The 1,388-nt window shown below is 36.2% G+C and carries 1 protein-coding gene; it reads right to left on the bottom strand.

The window, feature by feature from the left end:
• Positions 1-71: 71 nt before the first annotated feature.
• Positions 72-1,388, bottom strand: a 1,317-nt coding sequence (locus B5X64_RS22455) for a GEVED domain-containing protein (protein ID WP_139377628.1), incomplete at its 5' end; no start/stop codon positions are given.

Below are 1,388 nucleotides of genomic sequence, written 5' to 3'. Positions count from 1 at the left end.
ATTTTTTGTTGCTTTTATAATAAAAAAATAAGCTCTCATTTCTGAGAGCTTATTCTATTTAATGAATTGCTTTATTCTTTAATGAATTTTCTCTGAGCTGTGCCCTGAACATCATCAATATCAATTACGTATAGACCGTTGATTAATCTGCTTACGTCAATCTTATTATTTAAGATTACTCCGCTAGAGACTAATTGACCAGCTGCACTGTAAATGTTATACTTCGCTTTTTTACTGATATTCTTAACATTTAAAATTGATTTAACAGGATTTGGATAAATCAAAATATCTGTTTGATTAACAGCATTCGCTGTTGGCAATTGAGAGATTCTCACTGTATAGTCTTCCACTTCACCATCAGTAAAGCTTACACAACTTACAGGAATAGCGTCTTTAGACATTGCCACTCTCATTACCACATATTTATTGGTAGATCCTAAGAAAGCATTAGAAGGTACCGTAAAGGTAGCACTTGCAGTTGGGTTCGTATTAGGACCATCCGCTAAAATTCTTTCATCAAGATCAAAAGTTCCGTTTCTATTGAAATCAATCCAAACTGCGACTCCAGCTTTAGCACCTGAGCTAATTGTTTTATCAACTATAATTTGATTACCTACAGAACCTTGAACCATATCAATAAACTTCGCAGGAACCGTTGTATAATCTGAATAAGCTGAACCTGCTGTAATATTAATCATATCAGGTTTACCTGCTGGTTTCGCCGTTACTTTTGAAATAAATTCAGAACCAAAGTTCGTTGAATGCATTGGGCAGTAAACAACTGTTGGTGTTGTAAAGTAGTACTCAGGAGTAAAGTTACCCGGTGTACCGGTACAAACATTTGCTACCTGCATTTCATATTTCGTAAGTTCTAATAATCCTGTTATTGTATAGGTATTGTTACTTACGTTAATAGTCGTCCAGCCTGGTAATCCTACCTTTCTGTATTTTAATATGTAATTATTGGTCGCTCCAGGACCTGTATAAGCATCCCAAACCACTTCTGCAGATGTAGGGTTCAATTGAGTGATTGTTAATCCCGGAGGCGGAATTTCACAAACTCTAACCGTAGTAAACACTTGAGATGTAGACCATGGGTTAAACGTTGCAGATCCAATACATTTATTTCTTACCTGTACTTCATAAGTTTTATAAGAACTTAAACCAGTAATAGTATAAGAGTTCAACGGAGGTTGTGGTGTTCCTGGAAGAGGTGGTGATTGCCAAGCAGTAGCAGGATCACTTACCAATTTCCACTGCAATTCATAAGTAGCACCTGCTGCAAGCGGGTTCCAAGTTACTAAAGCAGATGTTGGAGTAATACTAGTCACTGTAACGTTTGGAGGAGTAGGATCACATTTGGTTTTAAATTCATTATGTGAGAATAC

Source organism: Chryseobacterium balustinum (genome assembly GCF_900168205.1).
In the GTDB taxonomy this organism is placed as follows: Bacteria; Bacteroidota; Bacteroidia; order Flavobacteriales; family Weeksellaceae; genus Chryseobacterium; species Chryseobacterium balustinum.
The sequence above is the reverse complement of the archived record's forward strand: the minus strand, read 5'-3'. Positions and strand labels throughout refer to the sequence as shown.